We start from the raw sequence: 393 nt of genomic DNA on the forward strand, positions 1-393 counted from the left end.
GAGTAGATTAGTTACAAACTTTATAGATGATACTTTCATTCTAGATAGAGATAAAGGTATTAATACTGAAATACAAAAAATTCTTTTTGTAGGGCATGTACAAGTTACAAAAGGAGTTAAGGAAATAATTCAAGTAGCAAGCTGTTTGCCAAAGATTGAATTTATATTAGCTGGTCCGATTGCCAGTGAAATTAAAAAATTGAACATACCTAAGAATGTTATTTTGAAAGGGGTAGTAAGCCCAGAAGAGGTTAGAGAACTACTGGGTGATGCTGATGTTTTTTTGTTCCCGACTTACTCAGAAGGATTCTCTATTGCACTTTTAGAAGCAATGGCAATGGGTGTGCCAATAATAACAACGCCTGTTGGGGCCAATGCTGATATGATTGAAGA

At 34.9% G+C, this 393-nt stretch carries 1 protein-coding gene; it reads left to right on the forward strand.

Translation table 11 applies throughout. The annotated features are described in order from the left end of the window. Nucleotides 1–393, forward strand: a 393-nt coding sequence (locus V7068_RS20905; protein ID WP_499714392.1) for a glycosyltransferase family 4 protein, incomplete at both ends; no start/stop codon positions are given.

Origin of the sequence: Bacillus sp. JJ634, from assembly GCF_036962285.1 — a bacterium.
GTDB lineage: Bacteria > Bacillota > Bacilli > Bacillales > DSM-1321 > Peribacillus > Peribacillus asahii_A.